This window comes from Macrococcus psychrotolerans, from assembly GCF_038095555.1.
Lineage (GTDB): Bacteria > Bacillota > Bacilli > Staphylococcales > Staphylococcaceae > Macrococcoides > Macrococcoides psychrotolerans.
In genome coordinates this window covers 585,294-604,148 of sequence record NZ_CP124591.1, presented here as the reverse complement: position 1 = coordinate 604,148, position 18,855 = coordinate 585,294, and the positions used below count along the sequence as shown (strand labels likewise).

24 protein-coding genes are annotated in these 18,855 nt (G+C 35.9%); 5 read left to right on the top strand and 19 right to left on the bottom strand.

The window, feature by feature from the left end:
• Nucleotides 1–6: 6 nt before the first annotated feature.
• From QA539_RS03165 to QA539_RS03150, 4 genes are all read right to left on the bottom strand, one after another.
• A complete protein-coding gene (locus QA539_RS03165) occupies nt 7–486 on the bottom strand; it encodes an NUDIX domain-containing protein (RefSeq protein ID WP_283721780.1) in 480 nt (159 codons plus the stop codon).
• 87 nt (nt 487–573) lie between these two features.
• Nucleotides 574–1,791, bottom strand: coding sequence for an NAD(P)/FAD-dependent oxidoreductase (locus QA539_RS03160; RefSeq protein WP_219494182.1), 1,218 nt, complete (start codon nt 1,789–1,791; stop codon nt 574–576).
• Nucleotides 1,792–1,929: 138 nt separating this feature from the next.
• Nucleotides 1,930–2,289 carry a HesB/IscA family protein gene (locus QA539_RS03155; RefSeq protein WP_419895421.1) on the bottom strand — a complete coding sequence of 120 codons (360 nt, stop codon included), beginning with the start codon at nt 2,287–2,289 and terminating at the stop codon, nt 1,930–1,932.
• An 11-nt stretch (nt 2,290–2,300) separates the two neighbouring features.
• Nucleotides 2,301–2,537, bottom strand: a complete 237-nt coding sequence (locus QA539_RS03150) for a YuzB family protein (protein ID WP_219494178.1) — start codon at nt 2,535–2,537, stop codon at nt 2,301–2,303.
• A 158-nt stretch (nt 2,538–2,695) separates the two neighbouring features.
• Between QA539_RS03150 and QA539_RS03145 the strand changes: the two genes are divergently transcribed.
• Nucleotides 2,696–3,760 carry an NAD(P)/FAD-dependent oxidoreductase gene (locus tag QA539_RS03145; RefSeq protein WP_219494176.1) on the top strand — a complete coding sequence of 355 codons (1,065 nt, stop codon included), beginning with the start codon at nt 2,696–2,698 and terminating at the stop codon, nt 3,758–3,760.
• Between the two features lie 47 nt (nt 3,761–3,807).
• On the opposite strand, the gene QA539_RS03140 is transcribed toward QA539_RS03145, so the two are convergent.
• Entirely contained in the window at nt 3,808–4,116 is a 309-nt protein-coding gene (locus QA539_RS03140) for a YuzD family protein (RefSeq protein ID WP_283721782.1), read from the bottom strand.
• A 100-nt stretch (nt 4,117–4,216) separates the two neighbouring features.
• Here QA539_RS03140 and QA539_RS03135 point away from each other — a divergent pair, with 100 nt between their 5' ends.
• The gene (locus tag QA539_RS03135; protein ID WP_041635844.1) at nt 4,217–4,459 is read left to right on the top strand and encodes a NifU family protein; all 243 of its coding nucleotides are present in this window, start codon (nt 4,217–4,219) and stop codon (nt 4,457–4,459) included.
• Between the two features lie 43 nt (nt 4,460–4,502).
• Here QA539_RS03135 and dltD read toward each other — a convergent pair whose 3' ends face one another.
• From dltD to QA539_RS03100, 7 genes are all read right to left on the bottom strand, one after another.
• Nucleotides 4,503–5,657 (bottom strand): D-alanyl-lipoteichoic acid biosynthesis protein DltD, encoded by a 1,155-nt coding sequence (dltD, locus tag QA539_RS03130; RefSeq protein WP_283721784.1) that lies wholly within the window; start codon nt 5,655–5,657, stop codon nt 4,503–4,505.
• A complete protein-coding gene (dltC, locus tag QA539_RS03125; RefSeq protein WP_283721785.1) occupies nt 5,654–5,890 on the bottom strand; it encodes a D-alanine--poly(phosphoribitol) ligase subunit 2 in 237 nt (78 codons plus the stop codon). Before dltC ends, dltD begins: the two co-directional genes overlap by 4 nt.
• A gap of 12 nt (nt 5,891–5,902) precedes the next feature.
• Nucleotides 5,903–7,114: a D-alanyl-lipoteichoic acid biosynthesis protein DltB gene (gene dltB / locus QA539_RS03120; protein ID WP_419895420.1), complete on the bottom strand. Its 1,212-nt coding sequence runs from the start codon at nt 7,112–7,114 to the stop codon at nt 5,903–5,905.
• Entirely contained in the window at nt 7,114–8,520 is a 1,407-nt protein-coding gene (dltA, locus tag QA539_RS03115) for a D-alanine--poly(phosphoribitol) ligase subunit DltA (protein WP_219494170.1), read from the bottom strand. The genes dltB and dltA overlap by 1 nt, the downstream gene beginning before the upstream one ends.
• Before the next feature lie 15 nt (nt 8,521–8,535).
• Nucleotides 8,536–8,598: a hypothetical protein gene (locus QA539_RS10935; protein ID WP_414738592.1), complete on the bottom strand. Its 63-nt coding sequence runs from the start codon at nt 8,596–8,598 to the stop codon at nt 8,536–8,538.
• Between the two features lie 284 nt (nt 8,599–8,882).
• Entirely contained in the window at nt 8,883–9,668 is a 786-nt protein-coding gene (locus QA539_RS03105; protein ID WP_219494166.1) for a TIGR01457 family HAD-type hydrolase, read from the bottom strand.
• Nucleotides 9,655–10,092 carry a DUF86 domain-containing protein gene (locus QA539_RS03100; protein ID WP_219494165.1) on the bottom strand — a complete coding sequence of 146 codons (438 nt, stop codon included), beginning with the start codon at nt 10,090–10,092 and terminating at the stop codon, nt 9,655–9,657. The genes QA539_RS03105 and QA539_RS03100 overlap by 14 nt, the downstream gene beginning before the upstream one ends.
• Before the next feature lie 83 nt (nt 10,093–10,175).
• On the opposite strand from QA539_RS03100, the gene QA539_RS03095 reads away from it, so the two are divergent.
• A complete protein-coding gene (locus tag QA539_RS03095; protein ID WP_219494163.1) occupies nt 10,176–10,439 on the top strand; it encodes a DUF3055 domain-containing protein in 264 nt (87 codons plus the stop codon).
• Nucleotides 10,440–10,716: 277 nt separating this feature from the next.
• Here QA539_RS03095 and QA539_RS03090 read toward each other — a convergent pair whose 3' ends face one another.
• The 6 genes from QA539_RS03090 to QA539_RS03065 form a co-directional block, all read right to left on the bottom strand.
• Nucleotides 10,717–11,679 carry a serine hydrolase domain-containing protein gene (locus QA539_RS03090; RefSeq protein WP_419895419.1) on the bottom strand — a complete coding sequence of 321 codons (963 nt, stop codon included), beginning with the start codon at nt 11,677–11,679 and terminating at the stop codon, nt 10,717–10,719.
• 60 nt (nt 11,680–11,739) lie between these two features.
• Nucleotides 11,740–12,207, bottom strand: a complete 468-nt coding sequence (locus QA539_RS03085; RefSeq protein ID WP_419895588.1) for a YutD family protein — start codon at nt 12,205–12,207, stop codon at nt 11,740–11,742.
• Nucleotides 12,208–12,217: 10 nt separating this feature from the next.
• Nucleotides 12,218–13,132 (bottom strand): lipoyl synthase, encoded by a 915-nt coding sequence (gene lipA, locus QA539_RS03080; RefSeq protein WP_219494157.1) that lies wholly within the window; start codon nt 13,130–13,132, stop codon nt 12,218–12,220.
• 86 nt (nt 13,133–13,218) lie between these two features.
• The gene (locus QA539_RS03075) at nt 13,219–14,535 is read right to left on the bottom strand and encodes a bifunctional metallophosphatase/5'-nucleotidase (RefSeq protein WP_219494155.1); all 1,317 of its coding nucleotides are present in this window, start codon (nt 14,533–14,535) and stop codon (nt 13,219–13,221) included.
• A gap of 15 nt (nt 14,536–14,550) precedes the next feature.
• Nucleotides 14,551–15,384: a sulfite exporter TauE/SafE family protein gene (locus tag QA539_RS03070; protein ID WP_419895418.1), complete on the bottom strand. Its 834-nt coding sequence runs from the start codon at nt 15,382–15,384 to the stop codon at nt 14,551–14,553.
• A gap of 11 nt (nt 15,385–15,395) precedes the next feature.
• Nucleotides 15,396–16,244, bottom strand: coding sequence for a DUF72 domain-containing protein (locus QA539_RS03065; RefSeq protein WP_419895417.1), 849 nt, complete (start codon nt 16,242–16,244; stop codon nt 15,396–15,398).
• Nucleotides 16,245–16,316: 72 nt separating this feature from the next.
• Here QA539_RS03065 and QA539_RS03060 point away from each other — a divergent pair, with 72 nt between their 5' ends.
• Together QA539_RS03060 and QA539_RS03055 are read left to right on the top strand one after the other, a co-directional pair.
• Nucleotides 16,317–17,033, top strand: coding sequence for an ABC transporter ATP-binding protein (locus QA539_RS03060; RefSeq protein WP_283721791.1), 717 nt, complete (start codon nt 16,317–16,319; stop codon nt 17,031–17,033).
• Nucleotides 17,030–17,791 carry an ABC transporter permease gene (locus QA539_RS03055; protein WP_283721792.1) on the top strand — a complete coding sequence of 254 codons (762 nt, stop codon included), beginning with the start codon at nt 17,030–17,032 and terminating at the stop codon, nt 17,789–17,791. The genes QA539_RS03060 and QA539_RS03055 overlap by 4 nt, the downstream gene beginning before the upstream one ends.
• A gap of 54 nt (nt 17,792–17,845) precedes the next feature.
• On the opposite strand, the gene QA539_RS03050 is transcribed toward QA539_RS03055, so the two are convergent.
• Nucleotides 17,846–18,772 (bottom strand): magnesium transporter CorA family protein, encoded by a 927-nt coding sequence (locus tag QA539_RS03050; protein WP_283721793.1) that lies wholly within the window; start codon nt 18,770–18,772, stop codon nt 17,846–17,848.
• Between the last annotated feature and the right edge of the window lie 83 nt (nt 18,773–18,855).

The window sequence follows — 18,855 nt, the reverse complement described above, 5'->3', positions numbered from 1 at the left end:
ATCCTCCTATAAAAATAAATGATAATGTGTATAGTTAAACTGTGGGCCCGGTGAAGTCGTACTCTTTAAACGCAAAGGTTCCTGCATTTCATCAATCAGCGCTCTAACCATGGGGCTACAGTGATCATCTTGATATAAATCATCAGTGCTACGGAACTGTACATCTTTAATCTCTTCGTCAGGAATGTCTTGACGAATCGTTGTATGTGCAGGACGTACTAAAAAGATGATCATATTATCTGAAATGATATCTTTAATTACCCCTGTACGTAATCCAATTACACCTTCAACAGAACCTTCAATACCCGTCTCTTCATATATTTCTCTTAATACTGCCTGGTCTGCAGTCTCTCCATTATCGACAAAACCTGCAGGAAAGCTCCACATTCCTTTCATACCCCCATATTGCTTCGTAACGACAAGCCATTCACCTTGCTCATTTATTACAAGGCCACTAACGCCAAGCCATACTTTATCTCTTTTCATCTCTTCACCACTTTATATAAATAAAAAGGATGGGACATTGCATCCCATCCCTACAAACTTAGATTCTTAGTACAAATTCTATAGCAATTATAGAAATTTACCTTTTTTGAACGCTACACCTGTACCACCAATTTTGAATACAGCACGTGTATCGATTAATTTCTTCATAAATGCTGCTTTCTTACCAGTAATTTCTTTACCGAATACAACACCTACACCATCATGTGAACCTAAAGAACATACTGTTCCTTTATCATCATATTCGAAAGTAGCTAATTTCTCATTGTTTAATAAACGTTTAACTGCATCTGCAGTAAATTCACCTTGTTGCATTGCAAGTTGAGCTGTCGTTGGCAATGGACGTTTGTTGTCACCTTCGCCAGCCATCACTGCTGAACAGTCACCGATAACGAAGATATCATCGTAACCGTCGATACGTAAATCTTCACGCACTATGATACGACCACGTTTAACGCCGTCAAATGATTCTTCCATCAATTTAGAACCACGTACACCCGCAGCCCAAATTACTGTGTTTGCATAAAGTTGTTCTTCTTTTTCGTCAACTTTAACAACGAAACCATTTTCGTTTGCTGCAACGATAGGTGTTGCAATCTTGAATTCAACACCACGTGCTTCAAGATAATCTACAACATATTTCACTAATGTTTCAGAGAACATCGGTAACATCTTTGGTGCTGCTTCTACACATGTCACTTTAACTTTAGACTGATCGATATTGTATTCTTTACACAGTTCAGGAATACGTTCAGCAAGTTCACCTAATAATTCGATACCAGTGAATCCTGCACCACCAACTAAGATTGCTAAGTCCTTATCATCTTTGTCTGCGCTGTTTGCATAATGCGCAAAACGCTCTTCAATATGTGTAGCAATACGACGTGCAGTATTGATATTCTCGATTTGGAAGGCATGTTCTTTCATACCAGTGATACCGAATGTTTCAGATTCGAAACCTAATGCTACGACTAAAATATCAAAATTGAACGTACCTTTAGACGTTTCAACTGTCTTTTCATCTTTGTTAATCTTTGTAACTTCAGCAGTAACAAAGTCAACTTTAGACTGATTTAAAACACTCGCAATCGGATATAGACAATCTTGATATGCACGTGTACCTGCAGATGCTTCATGTAACCAAGTTGATTCATAGTGATATTCATTCTTATTAATAAGCGTAATATCACAATCTTGTGAACTTACTAATTTTTGAAGTTTAGTAGCTGTTTGTAATCCAGCGTAACCTCCACCTAAAATCACAACTCTCTTTCTCTCAAAACCCATCGATTTCACCCATTCTTATATAATTTTATTCCAATAATCTTGTGATATATGTCACAAATATAATTTTAAGTGTTCCATCTTTTATAATAATCCTTTTACACTTTGAATTCAAGCATATACAAGCAAAATAAAAACTGCTTAACAGTTCTCAGGCGTACCAGCGACGTCTTTCGTTCTGAACGAGCTGCCACAACCACATGAAGCAATTGCATTCGGATTCTCGATTGCAAAGCCGCCCCCCATTAATGATTGTTTAAAATCTACAGTTGTTCCTTTCAATATCGGTGCATCGGCTTTATCTACAAGTACCTTTACATCATAGAAATCATATACTTCATCATTATCCGATGGTGATTCCTCTGCACTCATACCGTATGATAATCCGGTACAGCCCCCACCTTTGACTGAAATTCTTAAGTAACCTTCTGGCATACCGTTTTGTTGCATCATCGATTTTACTTCATATGCTGCTGCTTCTGTTAATATTACTGTTGACATTGCATTACCTCCTAAAAAATCCATGTTTCTTCTATGTGCTGATAAATATTCTTCTTTAACGCTTCAGGCGTCTCACCAGTAACGATATCACCATTAACCAGTGCATATAGACTCTCGTTACATTGCCCGCAATAAGTCAGACAGCCATATTCAAGTACGTCCAGATGCTCATCCTGAGACAACTCATCAAAAACGACCTGGCCACCTTTAGCTAAATTAGAAATACAAAATTCTACGATTGGATTCATCTGATCATCCTTTTTTCATGATAACTATTACTTATCAAGAATCATTAAGTTTTTTTATAGCGAGAAACTTACAATGGCTATAAATTAAAGTCAAACTATATTATAATTTAAATTGTACAAAAACTATAGAACTTTGACTTATAAATGGGGAGAATACAATGAAAAATTTAGTGTTACTTGGTGGGGGATACGGTAATATGCGTATTATGCAACGTCTTTTGCCTAATACGTTACCGGATGAGTACAATATTACTTTGATTGATAAGATACCATTTCACGGACTTAAGACGGAGTTCTATGCACTTGCAGCTGGAACGGAATCGGATAAAGATGTACGTGTAGAATTCCCAAAGGACAAACGTCTGAATATTGTCTTCGGGGAAGTAACACATATTGACTTGGATAAACAGATTATTTCACTCGGTGAAAATCATGTAGATTACGATGAACTCGTTATTGGACTCGGCTGTGAAGATAAGTATCACAACGTACCAGGCGCTGAAGAATATACCTACAGTATTCAGACGATGACGAAAGCACGCAAAACATATCAGGCGATCGCTGACTTACCAAATGGCAGCTGCGTTGGAATTGTAGGCGCCGGTTTAAGTGGGATAGAACTCGCAAGTGAGCTACGAGAATCAAGAAAGGATCTTAAGATTCGATTATTTGATCGTGGTGAACGCATACTTCCTGCATTCCCAGAGAAGTTGAGTACATATGTAAAGAAATGGTTCGATAAGAATGACGTTGAAGTGATACCGAACTCCAATGTTGTTAAGGTGGAGCCAGGGAAACTTTATAATAATGACATCACCTATGATGTAGACATTTGCGTTTGGACTGCAGGCATCCAACCTGTAGAATTAGTTCGTACACTACCTGTCGAACTTGCTGAAGGTAATCGTGTAAAAGTGAATCAGTATCACCAAATACCTGAGCATCGCAATGTCTTCGTAGTAGGCGACTGTGCTGCACTACCACATGCACCAAGTGCACAACTTGCGGAACTTCAAGCAGAACAGATTGTTGATGTCATGAAACATATATGGCAGAATAAATCGCTACCTGAAACAATGCCAGAACTTAAAATTCAGGGGTTCATGGGCTCATTAGGAGATAAAGAAGGCTTTGCATTCTTGATGGAAAAAACCGTTACAGGAAGACTTGCACGACTTATGAAGTCAGGTGTACTCTGGTTATATAAATATCATAATGGATAATATAAGAACCCATCAAATGATGGGTTCTTATACTATCCGTTAATACTTTAACGGTAATGTTGCGCTACAAAATTTGTTACTTGCGGCAATTGAATGTAACCATCTGCAACAATCTCATCATCCATCGTAATCAGTGGATAGAATAATTCATCATTGTTAATCTGTTCAATGATATTTTCATCATGATCCGTTAAATTAGAACTATTATTAATATCAATATAATTAAAATTAAATGCGAGCTCTGGAAATTTCCGTTTTAAATTTGGCTGAATCCAGTCATAAATATCCTTTGACGTCGGTGCATTGACACAGCTTGCACATACAACATCGGCACCATAGATGATAACATTTATCATTTATAAGCCATCCCCCTTAATTTTTTCATTAAAATATGCTATATTGATTATACTAAAGAAATGAGTAATTACATAGTAATACTCTTGGAAAGGAGTTATTATGACAACTGAACAGCAAACAATGTTTGACCAAGTCAATGAAGTGCTTGAAAAGTTACGTCCATTTCTTTTAAGAGATGGCGGCGACTGCGAATTAGTTGATGTCGAAGATGGTATCGTAAAATTACGTTTACTTGGCGCATGTGGTACATGTCCTTCTTCTACAATCACATTAAAGGCAGGTATCGAACGCGCATTACTTGAAGAAGTGCCTGGCGTTGTTGAGGTTGAACAAGTATTTTAATAAAATCCCAAATCAACACTGTTGATTTGGGATTTTATTTTACTTATGGGGTTGTTATTGGACGATGATGAATGTGATTATCCATCTGTTCATCTATATACGCCCATCCCTTCCAGCCGATATGTACTGCGTCACTTAATACATATGGTTCGTACTCCTTATCACTTAAATCATAGAGTTTAAATCCAGCTGAAGTGATTTTCTTGTTGATTTTATCATATACTGGCTGTCTTTGAGATTGTGGAATATTGATATGATCATACCATTTTCCATTAGCAGGAATAGAGATAAATATCGGGTCTGATTTGCTCTCCTTTAAAATATCAAGCAATAATTGTAAGTCGTTAAATTCTTGAGAGTTGATATAAAACTCACCATTTCTATATAATTTTTTTTGATGTTTTTGTATCATATCAAAATATTCATTTCTCATAAAATATGGATTGTTAGTTGCATGCCTACTTCCAAATTTCACTGCTAAATCTCTGATTTCTTCCCAAGATTTGTGTTCTAGATTGAGATGCTTTCTCTTTTTAAATCGATTTCCAGGAATCATGAACTTTGATTTAACAATATCATTTTTCTCCATAAGATTTTCATAGATGCCCCTTGAAACTTCGCTATTATCCGCTTCACTATTTGCATACACATTAACTTGTTCATCATCCTTAGTCGCAGAAAAATGCATTAATCTCTTACTCATCCTATGCTTTAAGTCTGGAGATAGATTTGGATTGCTCAATAGTTTATCTAATTGTAATTGAGAATATCGTGCAGAAAAATTATTATCTTCCAGTCCTTTTTTTGTAAACCATTGTGGTGAAATGATAATTGCAAACTTTTTGTTTTCGATATGCCCAGCATGACTTCCAATATTAATGGCGTGAATTAAGTCGGTAGATCCACCTGTCCCAATAAGAAAAGGGATCTTACCGAATTTCTTTTCTTTGAATATATGCGTCGGATGAAAGGGATCACGTTTCTCAAGTTCACTTGAACCAAATATCGGGTAGAACTTCTTATCTTCGAACATCTCTGTCTGAATCGCACTTCCCTTAAATGTTATTTCATTTAAATTGACACCATCACCGGTTACTGTCTTAAAAGGAACATATCTTTTTAGATAGTCAGATGGCATTGCTAAAAAAACTACAAATAGACTAATGGCAATGATTGCCGGTAAGAACTTTTTAATCATCTTAATGCTTCTAATACATCTGCTATCATGTTTGGTGTTGCCCATTCATCACGATCAAAGTCGGTGATTGTGAGATCCATATCTAATCGATCATTTAATGCAAGTAATAATCCGACTGTTGCAAACGAATCAAGAATATTCTCATCAAATATTCTTACGTCCGGATTTTCTTTTACAATATTGTTTTCTGCTACATCTGCGATTACATCTAATACTTCTTGTTTAAATTCCATTATTCTTCACTCCTAAAATAGTTTTCCTGAAAAAATTAAAAATCCAAATGCCACGACGTGGAAAGTAATCAGAATTCCTATGAAATCAACTACTTTTACTGGTAACTTATAAGGATGTTTCTTTCGGTATTGTTCATAATAACCATATAGTACAAATAAGATACCGTGGTATATTCCGTATGCTATATAAAACCATTCAATGCCATGCCAGATACCCATGATAAGAAAGTTCAGCATAAAACCTATATTGCTTGTCGTAAAGTTATTCTTAATATATTTATTCTTTGAAATAAAGAATACAAAACGCATATACACCATGTCTCTAAACCAAAAAGACAGTGACATGTGCCATCTATTCCAGAAATCTTTGATGTTCTTTGCTTTAAAAGGCTGATTAAAGTTCGGTGGTGTTTCAACACCCATAATATAACTAAATGCAAGGGCAAATAAACTGTAACCCGCAAAATCAAAGAAGAGATAGAAACTATAAGCATACATATAGATAATCTTCATCCATAAATCTGAATTCTCAAAAGTTATATTCAATATTACTTTCTGGTTAATAAAATACGCAATGATATATTTATATAAAAATCCAATAAAAATATAATAAATTGCTTTTTGTAAAAGATCAGAATATTTTTCCTGAGTTATCTCTCTCGCAATATCTTTATTAAATCGTTTATATCGGTCAATAGGACCGGAAGAGATCGTCGGAAAAAAGGTTAAGAACTTCAGTACTTCAAATAAATTAAGTGTTTTGATGCGTCTATCTCTTATTTCCATAATTATTTGAATACATTTAAACATGATATAGGATATTCCTAAGAATCCAATCAATGATTTAATAGAAAATCCACCTAGATGACCTGTAAAACCAAATAGTGAACTTTGAATCACTTTTACAGCTGCCAGCGGGGCAATAGATAACACTAAAAAGATAATAAACAAAGATAAGGTATTTTTGTGCTTTACTAATTTTAAGTAACTACTAATTATAATAAGTTGATAGATGATATATATAATAAAGCTAATCATCTCAAACGACAGTATCGATATGCCAAAAAGGTTCTTGTTAGGATCTTTAAAGATTAAAACCAGCATGATAACTGTAACAAACCAATTATAATAATGGTTCCTTCTTCCACAGAAACCGAGTACTATGACAGGTACCAATAGTGCTAATGCTATAAAGAAAAACTGAAAATCTCCATAAGGTATCATTATCGATCACCTAATAGCGCTTTGCGATCTACTTTCCCGTTTGCAGTCATAGGAATTTGATCAATCACATTAAACTTTCTTGGAATCATATATTCAGGCAATTCATTTTTTAGCTTTTCTTTAACAGTAGCTTCTTGAAGATTAATTGCAACAACATGGGCAATTAGGTATTGTACTCTTCCTTGTTTCTCAACAGGTGTTACAATACACGCCTTAATGCCTTCCTGCTCAGTAATCACATGTTCTATCTCTTCAAGCTCCATACGGTAACCATTCAGTTTAATCTGAAAGTCAATACGCCCGTCAATAAACAATAGTCCATCTTCAAGTCTAGCTTTATCTCCCGTACGGTAGCTACGTTCTTTATCTTGGTAGAATTGCGCTGCAGTCTTATCCGGCGCATTGACATAACCTGTACTTACCGCATTACCATGAACGTGCAGCTCATCATCGGTAATAGATAATGTAACACCTGGTCGTGCATATCCAACAGGTAAAGGGTTATATTTGTGCAGTACATCTTCAGTTATTTCTAATCCTGTCACTGCAACAGTTGCTTCAGTAGGACCGTAAGTATTGTAAATATGACTATCGTTAAACTTGGACTTTAAGCTTTCAGCTGTCTTATGCTTGAGTGCCTCACCACAGAAGTAGAAATACTTTAAATTACTATGATGCACTGCGTCAAATTCCGGTAGCATTAAACACATTTCCATGAATGAAGGCGTAGATACCCACGCCGATATCGGATATCGTTTTAAAGTTTCATAAATGCCGATCGGTTTTTTGATCATATCCTTGTCAATCATCACTAATGTGCTTCCCGTCGCTAGTGAAGGGTATACGGCCATTACCGAAAGATCAAAAGATAAAGGCGCCTGATTTAACCAGTAATTTTCTTCTTGTGTTTCGTATAAAGATGTCATCCACTCTGTAAATTCATTTAATGATTCACTCAGTATTGTTACCCCTTTTGGCATCCCTGTCGATCCACTTGTGAATATTGTATAGGCTACATCATCCGCTTTAAGACCTGGTAAATTATAGTATTCTTCTTTAACGTCACTTGGGGTTATCGTTTGTATGGGTGTTGCTAATTCTTCTGTCGCAAAGATAAATTCCGGTTGGATTGTATCGATTATTTTATCTATACGTTCACTTGGTATCGACACATCTATCGGTACATAACCAATTCCAGCTTTAAGTGATGCGATCATACCTACTAGCATCCATTTTGACATATGTCCGTATACGATGAGTGGTTTTTTCGAATGTAATAACTTCTGCCCCAAATCATCACTTAATAAATCAAGTGCACGATACGTCATCGTTTCCTCTCTATGAATAAAAGCAATTTTTTCTGGCTGCTGATTTACAACTTGTTCAAACGTTTTTAGAAAATCCATTTTCCACCTCTTACATTAAAATTCATTGTATATAAAGTTATTCTCAACGCTTCCACCAGCGTATATCCAGAACAACATGAACAGTATTGAAATATAAAGTAAAGTTAGGAGTACTAATCTAGTATTCTCGTTTATTGTATCTTTCATGGCTTCACCTCTTTATTCTCACCTAATTATATTACAACTATATTTCAAACATTAAAATTATATTAATAATTTATTTACAATAACTGATATTACTATTTTTTAACTTTAAAATCAATAAATTTCCTGTTCATAATTTGGACACAAAAAAAATACTATGATTTCTCATAGTATTTTTATACTTCTGTTTTCTTCTTTTGATGATTAACACACGTATATTATTCACCAGTTTCGTATATGCGAATAACATCTAATAAGTTTTTAACACTATGCGTTGGCGGAACTTGCTCTGCCATCACCTGTTCATAAGTGCTGACTCCTGTTTGAACATGTAATGTATCTATCCCTGCATTGATACCACTCATAATGTCTGTCATATATAAATCACCGATCATTACGAGTTCTTCTTTCGGTAATTGCATCATATCTACTGCTTTATTCATAATTGTTTCCATTGGTTTACCGATAAACTTAGGTTCTATACCCGTTGATACAGAGACCACACTCGTTAAAGCTCCATTCCCTGGTAAAAATCCACGTTCTGTCGGAATAGACGTATCTGGATTTGTCGAAATAAATCGAGCTCCATTACGCACAGCAAGACATGCTTTAGATAATTTTTCATAGTTGATGTCTACATCTAGGCCAATAACGACATAATCCACATGAATATCATCTGTAATAACAAGCTGTTCATCTTGTAATGCTTGTCTGATTCCAGTACCACCAATAACATAGACACTTGCACCTGGATGTTCTTCTGCGATATAACTTGCTGTTGCCATTGCACTTGTGACAACATTATCAGGCGTTGCGATAAATCCCATATCCGTTAATTTCTCAGCAACCTCATCCGGACGTTTCGATGCGTTATTTGTAACAAAGAGATAGGGTAGATTATTATTCGACAAATATTCGATAAATTCCTTTGCACCTTCTATAACGCGTGTGCCAGCGTACATCGTTCCATCTAAATCTAACAGATAACCTTTATACTTCTTCAACTTTTCCACCCTTTCCAAATGCTGATACTGGTCCTAATTCATTTTCGATAAATGTATCCACATTTGCTTTAAACTGTTTATAGCTTGCAATATTCTCCATAAATACACGCTTCACTTCATTGTGATCAATATTAATATAATCACGTACAAACCATTGTCTTAAATACAATGTATCGCGCATCATCTGCGCATCTTGTGCAGGAATTACTTGTTCCATTTCAAGGATATCCAATACATCTTTATAACTTCCTGGATCTCGCATAATAAATCCATCGATAATCATATTTCCTACATCTACAACACTCTCAATCAACATATGCGCAATACGCTCGAGTGCGTATCCTTCACTCTCTTCTAACACTTGTGATAATTGATTGATATACGCTAACTTTAATGTGAGTTCTTCTCTATCTACGAAATACATACCATCGCCTCCACTTCTCAGTTTATCAAATTTTGTATTCCGCTGCACTTCAATGTATACTATTCTTAAATGAGGTGAAGAAAATGATAGATATGTTCTTATATGATGATGAAGAACAAGCCAAAGTCAGATTCGTCAGCTTTGTTGGCGATAGCCGACATGATTTGACTTTAATTCAAACTGACCGACATTACGGTAAGACCATTGTATTAAATACACAATCAAACAAATTCGGTATTATTGGTCGAGATGATCTGGATGAACCTGGCTATATTGAACACGTACTTGGTGTCAATGAAAGTGATGCAGAAGAAATAAAGAGCTTTTTATATGAGGTCATTCTATAAAAAGCGATAATGATTATTATAATAATCATTATCGCTTTTTTATTTTAGCAGACTATAAATCTGTTGTGCCAATTTTTCATTTAAATACTTACTCTTCTAATCAAATTTTTTAGTCTCATCAGCATCTTTAAATCCATAAGACTGATCTACTTGTATCTTTAATACATCATTTTGACTGCGTTTGTTTGAACACCTGTATTTTGTTTACCTCTTACTTCATGTCCTTCATTATTTTTTCCTGTTAATTCATAAATTAATGCTGCCCATAATCCAATGATTAGCAACATTCATTTGAATTGAGTATATTTAATAGTATTGTTTCTGCTTGATATACATTGCTTTCCCTATTGGATGCCACACAAATAAACGATTTTTCATTAAAATAAACAACAACATCATGTGCATATAAAGAGCCTCTTAATCTTAAATAATTATCTCTTAAAGAAATCCCACTTCTGTACTTTTGATTTTTATATCGATGAGGTGCTAGTATGAACTCTGTTTTTGGTTTATTGAAGATAAGATGGTTAGCGAATAGATGACTAAGTATATCAATATCCTTCAGTGACATATACATATTTCCTGCTCCATAGTACTTATCAAGATCATTATGCCAATCTTCAATAAGTACACTACCAAATTGGTGAAGGCCCGTCGTTGCATCGGTAACTTCATCATAAAAGCAACTATGCGCAAGCTGATATTTGTCGATAATTCTGTCATAAACTACCGTTCTATACGTCTGATTTTCGACAATTTCGATTAGTTTTGCGAGTAATATATAGTTTGCATCGTTATAATCAAATTTATGAAATGGTAGTTTAGCACCCGATGCTCGAATCATATTTACGGATTGATCAAGTCCATAAAAATTGTGATGTACCTTATACGGACTAAGTCCACTAATATGAAGTAATAAGTCTTCAATCGTAATAAAATCAGGTAAACCGTTAATATATTTAACAATCTTATCCATTCTACGGATTTTACCTTCATCTATCAGTTGTTCAATGATAATACCCGTAATAAATTTTTGTATAGATGCTGTTAAAAATTGTGTATCGTATGTTATCGGATCCTGGTTTAAGTTTTTATATCCATAGCTTTGATGTAAGATACCCTGCCCTTCATGACTTATTCGAATTTGTCCATTAAAGTTTAGACCATGTAAATATTTATCTATTGCAGTGTAAGATATATTACGGTTACGATTAAATAAAAATTCAAAGGCTATTTTCATTACGCTCTCCTAAAAAAACCGAAAAGCATATGCTTTTCGGTCTAGTATAATAAATTCAATTTATTTCTGAAAATATTTGAAGGTCTTATCTTTATGCTCAGTTGGCTCTTCTTGCTCATTCTGCTGTTGTTTTTCAACTTGTGTCTGTTTCTCTAGTTGAACAGGTACCTCTGACTCAGCACGCTTTGTGTCATCTTGTTGTGATGTATTCGCTGCAATCACAACCTCAGCACCGAAATGCTTTACAACTTCTTGTTCATTCAGTCTTCTCAGAACAAAATATGCACATCCAAAGTTGCAGTACTCAAGTAAATAATCCTGGATTGTAGAGAACCTTTTATTTACTTCCGAGCCCTTTTTATTATCTTCGAAGAAACCACGTAGCCTGAGCTGTTCGAATCCTATATCGCCAACAATATAAGGATAGCGATCTAATATTTCTGAATATCGATGGTCAAACATTTCCTGATTGAATGCTTCTCGATAATTCTCAATGACTTCAAAATAATGTTGTCCAGTCTGTATGATCATAGCGCACCTACTTACTAGAAAGCTCACCTAAACGATGTTTTTCTTTCGCAGCTTCATTTACTTGTTCATCTGCATGATATGAACTTCTCACCATTGGTCCTGCCTGGCAATGTTTGAATCCTTTTTCCATCGCTACTTTACGTAACTTACCGAATTCAAGCGGTGTATAATATTTTTGGACCTTAAGGTGTTTACGGCTTGGCTGAAGGTACTGACCGATTGTCATAATATCTACGTCATTTGCACGCAAATCATCCATCACTTCGTAGATTTCTTCTGTTGTTTCTCCAAGTCCAACCATTAAACTCGATTTTGTCGGGATATCTGGATATAGTTCTTTAGAACGTCGTAATACTTCAAGAGAACGGTCATACGTTGCACGCGCACGAACTCTTGGCGTAAGGCGTCTTACCGTTTCAATATTATGGTTTAAGATATCTGGTTTTGCTGCCATCAACGTTTCCCAGTTCTCAATGCTGCCACCCATATCAGATGGTAATACTTCAATTGTTGTATATGGATTGACTTCACGTACTTGACGAATTGTTTCCGCATAAACATGTGCACCACCGTCTTTTAGGTCATCACGAGCAACTGCTGTGATAACGACGTGCTTTAGATTCATTAGACGAACAGATTCTGCAACACGTTCTGGTTCGTTTAAGTCAAGTTCATTCGGCAATCCTGTCTTAACTGCACAGAAACGACATGCACGTGTACAGATTGCACCTAATATCATGATTGTCGCAGTCTTTCTTTCACCCCAGCATTCATGGATATTCGGACATTTTGCTTCTTCACATACTGTATTTAAATTGTGCTCGCGCATCATTTTTTTTAGACCAGTGTAACTTTTATTAGTATTTAATTTTATCTTTAGCCATTCGGGTTTTCTTAGTATTTCTTCATTTTTTGTAGCCAAACTAATCCCTCCAAAATTCTGATGATTTCATTATAACATATATGTAAGATGCCATTATTGTCAAATTTATAAACTCAGCATGTGTATTATATTTTTTTCACTGCTGTTTCCATAATATCACGTAAAAATTCTGGCATATAATAGCGCTTTTCATTTTGCGTAAACTGGGGAAAGAATCTTCCGAAAGTATACATATCGAGTGTCGCTAAATAATATTTCTTATGATTATCTATTTCCTCTGTACCAATGAAATAGCGTTGCTGTGACTGTATATAACCAATATTCTTCCATACATACATTCCAAAGATATCCCCTCTGAATCCGAAACCTTTGACAATGTCATCGCGGTAATCATGCAGCATACTCATATTGATAATTTCTTTTAGTTCACGTCCTGAGAGCGTAATCTTAACTGGGTTAATCGGGTGTGGCAGCATCGTATGTAAATCGAAATATGAAAAACCTCTACCTTCAAATCCTTTTACAATAAGACCAGAATTAATCAGAGCACAGTCCCCACCTGTGAAATCCATCAAAGCTTGTGAGAGCAGATCTGTTGTATAGGATGCACTGTAAAGGCGTCTCGGCAAATCCAGCTGCTTGTCTGAAACTTTTTGGCTGAGCAGCGCTGCACCTGCTTCAAAGAAGTCTTCTCCTGTTGGTCTGAGGTCGTTCGTATCAATCAACCTTGCACTTTTACGGATAAGCTTTCGCCCTTCAAATATTAAAGTCATCTCTCCGATGTACTCACCATATCTACCAGCAGCACCGATAAGTACATCATTTACAACTTCTCCTTGCTGGAAGAAATGATGTGTATGTGCACCTAGTATAATATCAATTTGCGGACAAGCTTCAGCAAGCTGTCGATCAAAGAACTTTCCGAGATGGCTCAGAATAATCACGACATCTACATGTTCATGAATGCGATGTACTTCACGAATAATGGCAGACATCGGATCCGTAACCTCCCAGCCTAGCGCTTTATAAAAAGGTGTAAATTCAGCTGTAGCACCGATGATACCATAAGTGATTCCTTGTCTTTCCATAATAACGGATGTGCGAATGTTTTCTGGAAGATTGCCTTGTTCATCAAATAGATTACAGCATGTAATTTCGAACCGTGCATCTTGATAAAGTTGATTGAACGCATCATGATCGAGCGTGATTCCCTCATTATTTCCGATCGTCACTACATCTACTTGTGCATCATTCAGTAATTCTATATTCGCCTTTCCTAATGTTGCCTCAGTCAGCGGATGACTTCTGTCCACATGATCCCCCAGGTCAAAATAAATCATATCTGTGTGTTCTTCACGTCTATCATTGAGATAACGACTAATTTTATGATAGTTGGATAAATAGCTATGTATATCGTTCGTATGAAATAATTTCACTTCCATGTCGCTTCACCTCTCTTAGCTTATCGTACTCTTAATTATTAAATATATTCCTAACAGCATCAAGATTACTCTGAGCATCATAACGACCGTTGAGGATTTCATTGATTTATTGATACGTACACCGATACGTGCACCAACATAGCTGGCAGCAATCAAGATGAGTGCATAGGGCCATATAATATTACCTTGAGCGATATGACTCACTGCTCCTGTCACACTAGACACAAAAATCATAATCATACTTGTACCTACTGCAATATGAGGTGGAAATCTAAAGATAATGATCATCAAAGGGGTCATCAGGGCACCACCACCAATGCCGAATAACCCTGTCAGACAACCTACGAAGAAAGTCGCAATTACAGCCGGAACAGGTGCAATGCTATAATGATATGTCACACCTTCCTTGTCCGTAAATGTCTTCTCATGTGCTTTATTCTGAAAAAGTTTTATCGGTTTTATCTTATCTCTCACCAAAAGAACAATACTCATGATAATGAGAAATATTCCAAAGTATAGATTGAAGCTATGTAATGTTAAATACTTACTTAAATGTGCACCAATTAATGCACCAGGAATGATACCAATCATAAAGATGACTGCATTCTTCAGATCTGCCTGTTTATTCTTCATATATCCAATTGCAGCGGTCAGTCCAGTAGAGATTAAAATCACTGTAGAAGTCCCGATTGCTTTTTGTGGTGTAATACCATCAATAATCCCAGCATCCATCCCAAGATATATGAGTGCAGGAACAATGATTATACCGCCACCAATTCCAACGATAGCGCCGATAATACTTGAGAATAAACCGAGAATAATTAATATAATAATTGCTTGAATTGTCATCATGTCACTTCCTAAAATAATTTCAGCTGTTTATGATTCAGCCCTGTATATTCAATACCTAATAACTCACATGTCTGTTTAGCATTTTTAGCTGCATGACCCCCGGAATTATTGTTGAATAGACAATAGACGTCTTTTGCTTTATGATCTAGTATCTTTAGCGATTGTGCAATGTGCTTGAGTTCCGTCTCATTATAATCGTATAAATATCTGACATCTCGCCATTCATCATCTGTTAAGTCTTTCTTTGTCCATCCAGCAATATTTCTTCCGTGAAGTCGCATCAACGCTGTATTTGAAGTAACTCTATTGACGAAAGGGATAGAACCATGCCCTGCCTGGGGTTCATCACACACAGAATGAATCAGTTCATGTTCATAAAGAAACTGTAACGTATGCGCTTTCATATCATCTGTAAACCAGCTATCATTTCTAAACTCTATACAGAGTGGAAATGGTTTAAGGTGTTGTTTTAAATAGATGATATAGTTAATATTAATAGTAGAACATTCATACCAAGGTGGAAACTGAATTAATATACAACCGAGCTTTCCCGCTGCAAAGAGTGGCTGAATCATCTGTTTGTACTGGCGGATCAGTTCTTCTTTATTGGCAGCAAACTTGCTGATATCATTATGTCCTGTTAATGCCTGATGAATCTTCACAATAAACTTAAAGTTGTCCGGCGTCTCACTGATCCACTTACGAATATTACGTTCCGGCTGCAGTGAATAGTACGTCGCATCTAATTCAACGATAGGAAAATGTGCAGCATAGTTAAAAAGCTTCTCTGATTTATTCGTTAAATCTTCATATAATAAATCGTGGTCGCCCCATCCTGTTAATCCAATATATATCATATCATCACCCATTTACAATCTTATCATAAAGTAAGGAAAACGATGAGAAAACTGAACTAAGAAGGAGCACTTATGACTGATATCAAATTAGAACATATCAACTTTTCTGTTGATAATAAACAAATCTTAAAAGACATTACGACAACCTTTCATTCAGGTAAGATTACAGCACTTATCGGTCCCTCTGGAGCGGGCAAAACGACATTGCTGAAACTGATCAATGGTCTGAGGAGTCCGGATTCCGGTAATATCTATATCGGTGAAAAAGAGATTCAATCATTCGACCTTATCAAGCTGAAGCAGCAGATTGGAATGGCACTTCAAAGCGCACCGATGATTCAAGGGACAGTATATGACAACCTTAATCTACCGCGCTCGATTTTCGGGGACACGCTTGATAGTCATAAAGCAATGGAACTGCTAGATCAGGTAAATCTGGAGACAACGGAGCTAACGACTGATGTTAAATCATTATCTGGCGGACAAAGGCAACGTCTATCGATTGCCAGAACGCTTGTTAATCAACCGGAAGTATTATTACTGGATGAGATTACGTCTAGTCTGGATCCAAGAAGCGTCAAGGAAGTAGAAGCCCTCATACGCAAAATCTGTGATCAGTTCGGTGTGACCATTATCTGGATTACGCATGATGTAGAACAGGCAAAACGCATCACAGATGATTACTGTATGTTAAAGGATGGACAATTTATCATATCAGGCCATTCTTCAGAACTAGAAACGACAGAACATCCTGTATTAAAAGCATTCTTGAAAGGAGAGATCGAATGACACTTTTTCAAATTTCACTCGCATTTATATTTGTAATTATACCGTTAGTGATGAGCGCTGTGCTCAAGCTAGGTCTTGAGAAAGATGTTATCATCGCTGCAGTACGAAGTACAATCCAGCTGATGATTGTAGGATATATATTGACCTTTGTCTTTGATGGCAATCATCCTATCTATATGTTTTTAATGATCTTACTCATGATCGTAGCAGCAACTCAGAACATCATCAAAAAAGGACAAGGGATCAGAGGAATCACCTGGAAAATCGTCCTTACGCTTATCGTTGTGGAAGTATTGACAATCGGTATTCTGACGGGATTTCGTATTATTCCATTTGAACCAAGATATGTTATACCGATCAGTGGAATGATGATTGGTAATGCGATGGTACTTTCACTTTTATTCTTGAATCGTTTCTTAAGTGAATTGGACCAGAATGACGAACAGATTGAATTAATCCTGTCACTTGGGGGTACTCCAAAACAAGCAATTCACAGAGTATTGATGACAAGCATTAAAAATTCGATGATACCAACAATCGAAAGCACAAAGACGATGGGGCTCGTTCAGCTTCCTGGTATGATGAGTGGTCAGATTATCGGGGGAGCTGATCCTCTAGTTGCGGCACAGCTACAGCTTATAATAATCTTCCTGTTAATGACTGCAGCAACGTTATCAAGTGTCCTTGTCGGATTCTTAAGCTATCCAACCTTATTTAATGAACGTGAGCAATACATAGGTAAATATTCAAAATCGTAATCTATATTGCCTATGCAGAATTTATAAAAGGTCGAGACATAGAGTCTCGACCTTTTATTTAAACATTTTACTTTTATAGAGTGTGATAAACGTTACAAGCATTAACGTTAATGCCGCAGCAATTGTTCCATACCACGTTAGTTTCGGTAAATCTACATTCATTCCGAAGAAGCTGAACACAAGTGTCGGAAGCGTCAAAAATACTGTAAACAGTGTTAATATCCGCATAATATTATTCATTTCATTCGCAATTAATGATGAATAAGATCCTGTAATACTTTCTAATATGCGTGTATAAAGCTCTGTCGTATTTAAGGCCTGTGTATTCTCAATCATTAAATCTTCTAGCAATTCTTTATCTTCTTCGTAAAGTTTAAGTGAACGTGATCTGAATATTTTTTTTATCGTATCTCCATTTGCAGTAAGTGACGTCAAGAAATAGACTAAACTCTTCTCAATCTCCATTAATTCATACAGCTGCTTATTCGTTAAGGAGTGTCTTAAGTTTGCTTCAATCTTAATACGCTCACGATTTATTTTCTTCAATGTGTTATTATATTTCGTTGCAACTGTAAGCATCACTTCCAGCAAGAATCGAGATTTCATCCGAAGATCAAAGGTCAGATTTACAATCTTATTGAATAGATCGTTTTCTCTTGAACAAATCGTTATAATATAACCTTTGCTTAATATGATACCGATAGGCACTGTAATATACGATTCTGTCTGCCTTATATTCTTATCCAGTACCGGAAAATCCGTTATCACTAATGTACTGTTAGAATCTTCATCATATTCAATACGTGCCCCTTCCTCTGGATCAAGTGGATCCTCGAGAAACTCTATAGGAACTTCAAATGCTTCTGCAACTTCTTCCATTTCTTCACGGGAAGGCATGACAAGGTTAACCCAGTTATTCGTCTGATACTTCTCTGTTTTAATAATTGTGCCTTCTTCTGAATTAATATATGTAGTAATCATTTGCCCACCTCCGTGATATCAACATTAAAATCTTATAATAACTTCCATTTAAAATCTATAGATAATTAGAAAAAATAAAAAAG

Excerpts from the sequence above, each read along its gene's own strand:
- QA539_RS03165 (WP_283721780.1), bottom strand. The coding sequence starts at position 486 with ATGAAAAGAGATAAAGTATGGCTTGGCGTTAGTGGCCTTGTAATAAAT.
- QA539_RS03160 (WP_219494182.1), bottom strand. The coding sequence starts at position 1,791 with ATGGGTTTTGAGAGAAAGAGAGTTGTGATTTTAGGTGGAGGTTACGCT.
- QA539_RS03155 (WP_419895421.1), bottom strand. The coding sequence starts at position 2,289 with ATGTCAACAGTAATATTAACAGAAGCAGCAGCATATGAAGTAAAATCG.
- QA539_RS03150 (WP_219494178.1), bottom strand. The coding sequence starts at position 2,537 with ATGAATCCAATCGTAGAATTTTGTATTTCTAATTTAGCTAAAGGTGGC.
- QA539_RS03145 (WP_219494176.1), top strand. The coding sequence starts at position 2,696 with ATGAAAAATTTAGTGTTACTTGGTGGGGGATACGGTAATATGCGTATT.
- QA539_RS03140 (WP_283721782.1), bottom strand. The coding sequence starts at position 4,116 with ATGATAAATGTTATCATCTATGGTGCCGATGTTGTATGTGCAAGCTGT.
- QA539_RS03135 (WP_041635844.1), top strand. The coding sequence starts at position 4,217 with ATGACAACTGAACAGCAAACAATGTTTGACCAAGTCAATGAAGTGCTT.
- dltD (WP_283721784.1), bottom strand. The coding sequence starts at position 5,657 with ATGATTAAAAAGTTCTTACCGGCAATCATTGCCATTAGTCTATTTGTA.
- dltC (WP_283721785.1), bottom strand. The coding sequence starts at position 5,890 with ATGGAATTTAAACAAGAAGTATTAGATGTAATCGCAGATGTAGCAGAA.
- dltB (WP_419895420.1), bottom strand. The coding sequence starts at position 7,114 with ATGATACCTTATGGAGATTTTCAGTTTTTCTTTATAGCATTAGCACTA.
- dltA (WP_219494170.1), bottom strand. The coding sequence starts at position 8,520 with ATGGATTTTCTAAAAACGTTTGAACAAGTTGTAAATCAGCAGCCAGAA.
- QA539_RS03100 (WP_219494165.1), bottom strand. The coding sequence starts at position 10,092 with ATGTATTTCGTAGATAGAGAAGAACTCACATTAAAGTTAGCGTATATC.
- QA539_RS03095 (WP_219494163.1), top strand. The coding sequence starts at position 10,176 with ATGATAGATATGTTCTTATATGATGATGAAGAACAAGCCAAAGTCAGA.
- QA539_RS03090 (WP_419895419.1), bottom strand. The coding sequence starts at position 11,679 with ATGAAAATAGCCTTTGAATTTTTATTTAATCGTAACCGTAATATATCT.
- QA539_RS03075 (WP_219494155.1), bottom strand. The coding sequence starts at position 14,535 with ATGGAAGTGAAATTATTTCATACGAACGATATACATAGCTATTTATCC.
- QA539_RS03070 (WP_419895418.1), bottom strand. The coding sequence starts at position 15,384 with ATGACAATTCAAGCAATTATTATATTAATTATTCTCGGTTTATTCTCA.
- QA539_RS03065 (WP_419895417.1), bottom strand. The coding sequence starts at position 16,244 with ATGATATATATTGGATTAACAGGATGGGGCGACCACGATTTATTATAT.
- QA539_RS03060 (WP_283721791.1), top strand. The coding sequence starts at position 16,317 with ATGACTGATATCAAATTAGAACATATCAACTTTTCTGTTGATAATAAA.
- QA539_RS03055 (WP_283721792.1), top strand. The coding sequence starts at position 17,030 with ATGACACTTTTTCAAATTTCACTCGCATTTATATTTGTAATTATACCG.
- QA539_RS03050 (WP_283721793.1), bottom strand. The coding sequence starts at position 18,772 with ATGATTACTACATATATTAATTCAGAAGAAGGCACAATTATTAAAACA.